General features: G+C 71.8%; 6 protein-coding genes and 1 pseudogene. 4 read left to right on the plus strand and 3 right to left on the minus strand.

The genetic code is table 11. The features are described from left to right. Positions 1-532: pseudogene (locus VFO68_RS12690) on the minus strand (hypothetical protein); the annotation flags it as partial. 197 nt (positions 533-729) lie between these two features. Here VFO68_RS12690 and VFO68_RS12695 point away from each other — a divergent pair. Together VFO68_RS12695 and VFO68_RS12700 are read left to right on the plus strand one after the other, a co-directional pair. Next, on the plus strand, positions 730-1,410 hold the full coding sequence (locus tag VFO68_RS12695; protein WP_325158446.1) for a CBS domain-containing protein: 681 nt from the start codon (positions 730-732) through the stop codon (positions 1,408-1,410). Between the two features lie 27 nt (positions 1,411-1,437). After that, positions 1,438-2,109, plus strand: a complete 672-nt coding sequence (locus VFO68_RS12700) for a CBS domain-containing protein (RefSeq protein WP_325158447.1) — start codon at positions 1,438-1,440, stop codon at positions 2,107-2,109. A 56-nt stretch (positions 2,110-2,165) separates the two neighbouring features. On the opposite strand, the gene gap is transcribed toward VFO68_RS12700, so the two are convergent. Continuing rightward, the gene (gap, locus tag VFO68_RS12705) at positions 2,166-3,176 is read right to left on the minus strand and encodes a type I glyceraldehyde-3-phosphate dehydrogenase (protein WP_325158448.1); all 1,011 of its coding nucleotides are present in this window, start codon (positions 3,174-3,176) and stop codon (positions 2,166-2,168) included. A 5-nt stretch (positions 3,177-3,181) separates the two neighbouring features. Continuing rightward, entirely contained in the window at positions 3,182-4,201 is a 1,020-nt protein-coding gene (locus VFO68_RS12710) for an Acg family FMN-binding oxidoreductase (RefSeq protein WP_325158449.1), read from the minus strand. 173 nt (positions 4,202-4,374) lie between these two features. On the opposite strand from VFO68_RS12710, the gene VFO68_RS12715 reads away from it, so the two are divergent. Together VFO68_RS12715 and VFO68_RS12720 are read left to right on the plus strand one after the other, a co-directional pair. After that, positions 4,375-4,641, plus strand: coding sequence for a DUF1918 domain-containing protein (locus tag VFO68_RS12715; protein WP_325158450.1), 267 nt, complete (start codon positions 4,375-4,377; stop codon positions 4,639-4,641). Continuing rightward, the coding region (locus VFO68_RS12720; RefSeq protein WP_325158451.1) for a nitroreductase at positions 4,638-5,441 on the plus strand (804 nt) is incomplete at its 3' end. The genes VFO68_RS12715 and VFO68_RS12720, both read left to right, overlap by 4 nt.

Below are 5,441 nucleotides of genomic sequence, written 5' to 3' on the forward strand. Positions count from 1 at the left end.
GCCGCCAGGAGTCCTCGGCGCGGTTGTGGTAGCGGGGCTGGGCTCGGCCACCGGGTGCGTTGCGCTCGATCTCGTCGTCTGGCCCGACAACTGATGTCGTCCGTGGCGTCTGGCCGCCGCCGGCGCTGATCTGGAGGTCGGCGCCGGTGCGATCGGTGACGACCAGCACGTACGGCGGGCGATCCCGCAACCAGGCCAGCACCGGGGCGAGGCGGGCCACCGGGCTCCACTCGGCCCGGTCCGGCCCGGCCAGGCCGGGTGTGTGCAGGATGACCGGTTCCCCGCGTCCGGTGGCGAACACCGCCAGCCCGTCCGCGGGTGCCGTCGTGGCCAGCAGTGCCCGTTCGACCGCGTCGACGACGTCGACCTCGGCCCCGGCCCGCGCCAGCTGTCCGGTCAGGGCGTGCCACCGCGCGGCCGGGTCGGCCGCGGCGGGTGGGTGTCCCAGGAAGACCGACGCGACGCCGTCGGCGTGCCGCGCGATGTCGAGGATGATCTGGCTGTCCGGCAGGGAAATCGCTGTGGTGGTCATCGTGCTCCCTCCTTCGTGCCCTCATCCTCGGCCGCCGCCCGGTCGGCCGGGCACCGCCGTTGGCCTTTCCTGGATGGGACCTTCGGCCCGGCCCGGGTCTTTGGTCCGCGCCGGGCGGGAACTGGTTCTCTGCCGCCGCGACTCGGGTGCCGGTTGACTGAACGTAGAGGGGCCTGATACGGGCCAAGGAGGCTGTGATGGAAGATCCCAAGGTTTCCTCGGTGATGACCACCAAGGTGATCAGCGTGACTCCGGGGACCGCGTTCAAGGACGTGGTCGCGGCGCTGTCGGGTAACGGCATCGGCGCGGTGCCGGTGCTGGGGCCGGGCGGTGGGATCGTTGGGGTGGTGTCCGAGGCGGATGTGTTGGCCAAGCAGGAGTTCCATGGCGGGGCCGATCCGGTGCCGCACGGTGCGCCGCGCCGGCGGGTGCGGTGGTACCGCGCGCAGGGCCTGTGCGCGGCCGAGGTGATGACCTTCCCGGTGGTCACGATCGGGCCGGATGAGCCGGTGGCGGTCGCCGCGCGCCGGATGGCCGAGCAGGGGGTGCGCCGGCTGTTCGTGGTCGATGGCGGCGAGTTGGTCGGCGTGGTGTCCCGGCGCGACATTCTCGGCATGTTCCTGCGCCCGGACGGCGAGATCCGCGCCGAGGTGGAGAAGGTGCTGTGCGGTGAGCTTGGTTTGGTGCCGGGGACGGTGCGGGTCGCGGTCGAGGCCGGTGTGGTCAGCGTCGCGGGTGAACTGGCCAGGCGCAGCGAGACCGGACTGGCCACCCATCTGATCCGGGCCGTGCCCGGTGTGGTCAGCGTGCGCAGCGCGCTGACCTACCGCACCGATGACTTGGAACCGGCCGGTATGTGGACCGGGTTCAGCCCCTAGATCGACGATGCGCGGAAGGAGATTGTGATGCGTGAGCCCACAGTGGCCGCGGTGATGACCAGCCCGGCGATCACCGTCGGGCCGGACGCCGCGTTCAAGGACGTGGTCGCCCTGCTGGCCGGCAAGAAGATCAGCGCCGTGCCGGTGGTCGACGGGAGTGGTCACCCGCTTGGTGTCGTGTCCGAGGCCGATGTCATGGCCAAGCAGGAGTTCCACGGCGGCAACGACGGCGCGGCGTGGTGGTCGGGGCGGCGGCGCCGGGCCCGTAGCCGCAAGGCGGCCGCAACGACCGCCGCCGAGGTGATGACCTCTCCGGTGATCACGATCGGCGCGGAGGAACCCCTCACCCGGGCCGCCCGGCGGCTGGCCGACAAGCGGGTGCGCCGGCTGGTCGTGGTCGACCCGGACGGCGTCGTGATCGGGGTGGTGGCCCGGCACGATGTGCTCGCGATGTTCCTGCGCGAGGACGCGGCCATCCGGGACGACATCGAGGAACTGGTGCTGAGCAAGGGCATGTGGGTCATTCCCGGCACGGTCACCGTCCAGGTGGCCGACGGGGTGGCCACGCTGGAGGGAAAGCTGGAACACCGCAGCGCGGTGCAGGTCGCCGAGCACCTCACCAGCGCCGTGCCCGGTGTGGTCGGGGTGCACAACAACCTGAGCTACGCCGTCGACGACACCACCACCGTCGGCCTGTAGAACCACAACCACAGGGCCGCCGCCGCGACCAACGGTCGCGGCGGCGTCCTTCGCGGTCAGAGGGTGTTGGCCATCATGGCGACCAGGTCGAGGGTGCGGTTGGCGTAGCCCCACTCGTTGTCGTACCAGCCGAACACCTTGGCCAGGCTGTGGTCCGCTGTGGTCAGTGAGGCGTCGAAGACGCACGAGGCCGGATCGCCGATGATGTCCCGGGAGACGATGGGATCCTCGGTGTAGCGCAGGATGCCCTTGAGTCGGCCGCCGGCCGCCTCGGCGAACGCCCGGTTGATCTCGGTGGCGGTGCCGGGGGTGTCCAGCTCGACGCTGAGGTCGGTGAGCGAGCCGTCCTCGACCGGAACCCGCACCGCGACCCCGTGCAACCGGCCGGCCAGTTCCGGCAGCACGAGGCCGACCGCGGTGGCCGCGCCGGTGGAGGTGGGGATCATGTTGACCGCGGCCGACCGGGCCCGGCGCAGATCCTTGTGCGGGCCGTCCAGCAGCGACTGGTCGTTGGTGTAGCTGTGGATGGTGGTCATCAGGCCACGCCGGACCCCGAAGGCCTGGTGCAGCACGTCGACCATCGGGGCCAGGCAGTTGGTCGTGCACGAGGCGTTGGACACGACATGGTGCCGCTCCGGATCGTAGGTGGCGTCGTTGACGCCGAGCACGATGGTGGCGTCGACGTTCTTGCCCGGTGCGGTGATCACGACTTTCCTGGCGCCCGCGGTCAGGTGTGCGGCGGCGGCGTCGCGGGTGCGGAACTTGCCGGTCGCCTCGATCACGATGTCCACGCCCAGTTCGGCCCAGGGCAGTGCGGCCGGGTCGCGCTCGGCGAACACCCGCACCTCGGTGCCGTCGACGGTGATCGCCGCCGGTGTGGCGGAAACCTCGTGCTGATGCCAGGTGCCGTAGGTGGAGTCGTAGCGCAGCAGATGGGCCAGGGTGTCCGGGCTGGTGATGTCGTTGACCGCGACGATGTCCAGGGCGTTGTCGGTGCGGTCGGTGGCGGCGCGGAACACGTCTCGGCCGATGCGGCCGAATCCGTTGATTCCCACACGAATAGTCATGTCCATCACCTTTCGTTCGGCGGGGATGCCAGGCCGGGCACGAAGTCGATGACCTCATCCACCGGCCGGCGGGGGCTTCGCGGGAGGGGTGCGGCGGCGGTGTGCGCCCAGCCGACCCGGAGAATCAACTGCGGCACGGCGTCGTCGTCGAGGACGAGCTCCTGGATGACGGCGCGGGTGTTGGCGACTTCGAGGGCCTGGGACAGCGGGCAGCTGGCCAGGTTCAGCTCGGTCGCGGTGAGCAGGGCTGCGCTGGCCGCCTCGCCGGCGCGCAGCCAGGATTGTGGGTCGTCGTCGGGGGTGGCCAGCACGAGCAGCTCGCCGGCGTCGTCTTCGGCGGCGTGCTCGGTGGACTCGGTGAGCGTGCCGCGGGGGAAGTCGCGCATATGGACCGCACCGTGGAACGTGGGGCCGGCCAGCGTGTTGGTGGCCAGGATGCCGTCGTCGGCGAGTCGGGTGCGGCCGGTCCAGGTGGCCAGTTCGTCGGTGTAGGTCGGATCGGCCTGTTGGGCGGCGGCCGCTTGGTCGATCGCGGTCACCAGATGGTTGCGCAGCAGGACGTCGGTGACCGGGATCAGCAGCGCCCCGTGCCGGGCGGCGCGGCGGCTCAGCAGTTCGAGGTGTTCGGACGGCACCGGCCAGGAGGAGAAGCTGCGCCGGTCGGTGCGCCGGCGGTCGATCGCGGCGGCCAGTGCGATGTCCTCATCGGACGGGCGGTGCCGATGTGGCTCGAGCGCGGCGAGGTGGTCGGGGTCGGCCGGGTTGGGGATGCGGTGCACCTCGCTGCTCCAGCCGAGCGCGGCCAGCGCGGCGCGCAGGTGGTGCAGGGCGGCGCCGCAGGAGACCAGCAGGTCCCGGCCGTCGGGGTCGGTGGCCGGCAGCGCCCGGGTTCGGTCGGCCATCAGGTGCACGCTGTGCTCGCCGATCAGGAACCGCCACGGCTGGGTGTTGTGCACCGACGGTGCCCGCCCGGCCAGCGCGATCGCACCGCGCAGAGTCTCGTGATCGGGTCGGATGGCGCTCATCGTCCGCCCCCTTTCGCTCTACCCCAACCCTTCCGCCAGCGTTAGCGGCCGGGCAGAGAACGAGGACCCGCCCGTAGGGGACTTCGGACCCTGTGGCGAGAGCCCTGCGGCACTGCCGGCCCGGCCCGGTTCCGACCACCATCGAGGCAGAGGTTCGAGGTGAGGAGGACGCGATGCGTGCGCAGTCGGGTGACTGGCTGGTCATCGAAGCCGATGACCTCAGCCGGCACGCCCGCAGGGGCCGGATCGAACAGGTCCGCTCAGCCGACGGCGTGCCGCCGTACCTGGTGCGGTGGCTGGACACCGGCCGGACCGCACTGGTCTTCCCCGGACCGGACGCCCACGTGCACACCGCGGCTGAAGTCGAGCGGACCGACGCCGCCGTCGCCGCGCGGTGCGCCGCCGTGCAGGCCGAGATCGGACGGAGGTACCGGGGATGACCACCACCATGACGCAGTGGACCCGAGGTGATGTCGCGACGGTCGCCTACGCGGTCAAACACGCGCCGTCGGTGCACAACACGCAGCCGTGGGTGCTGGAGTTCGGTGACGGCACGGTGTCGCTGTTCGAGCGAGACGAGCTGTCGCTGCCGTGGCAGGACACGACCGGCCGGGACCGGTTGATCTCCTGCGGCGCGGCGCTGACCAACTTGCTGCTCGCCGTGCGGGTGCTGGGCTGGGACACCCACACCGAACTGTTCCCCGAGCGGGACCGGCCCGACGAGGTGGCCCGGGTGGACATCATCGCCCGCCGCGATCCGTCTGCTATGGACCGTGCGCTGCACGCGGCGATTCCGTACCGGCGCAGCCACCGGGCACCATTCCAGGACCCGGCCGTCCCCGACGAACTGCGCCGCGAGCTGATCGCCGCCGCCCGGACCGACGGGGTGGCCGCTCGCCCGGTGCACGGGCTCGAGGAGGACGCCGCGCTGGCCGCTCTGCTCACCCATGCCGCGCGCGTGCTCCGCCAGGACCGGGGCTACCAGCGCGAACTGGTCACGTGGACCAACGCGCAGCGCGGGTACCAGGCCGGCGGCGGGCTGCCCAGGCCCCGGCTGACCTACGACACGCTGCCCTGGGCGGGCCTGGTGCGCACCAGTACGGCCCTGCCGCACCCGAGTGTCCTGGCTGACCGGCTCGGCCGGGAGTGCCTGCTGCTGCTGTACACCCCGGACGACGGCCCGGTCGACCACGTGCGGGCGGGGCAGGCCGTGCAGCGGATCTGGCTGGCCGTGACCCAC

This window comes from Actinophytocola sp., from assembly GCF_035712165.1.
In the GTDB taxonomy this organism is placed as follows: domain Bacteria; phylum Actinomycetota; class Actinomycetes; order Mycobacteriales; family Pseudonocardiaceae; genus DASYTH01.

Excerpts from the sequence above, each read along its gene's own strand:
- VFO68_RS12695 (WP_325158446.1), top strand. The coding sequence starts at position 730 with ATGGAAGATCCCAAGGTTTCCTCGGTGATGACCACCAAGGTGATCAGC.
- VFO68_RS12700 (WP_325158447.1), top strand. The coding sequence starts at position 1,438 with ATGCGTGAGCCCACAGTGGCCGCGGTGATGACCAGCCCGGCGATCACC.
- gap (WP_325158448.1), bottom strand. The coding sequence starts at position 3,176 with ATGACTATTCGTGTGGGAATCAACGGATTCGGCCGCATCGGCCGAGAC.
- VFO68_RS12710 (WP_325158449.1), bottom strand. The coding sequence starts at position 4,201 with ATGAGCGCCATCCGACCCGATCACGAGACTCTGCGCGGTGCGATCGCG.
- VFO68_RS12715 (WP_325158450.1), top strand. The coding sequence starts at position 4,375 with ATGCGTGCGCAGTCGGGTGACTGGCTGGTCATCGAAGCCGATGACCTC.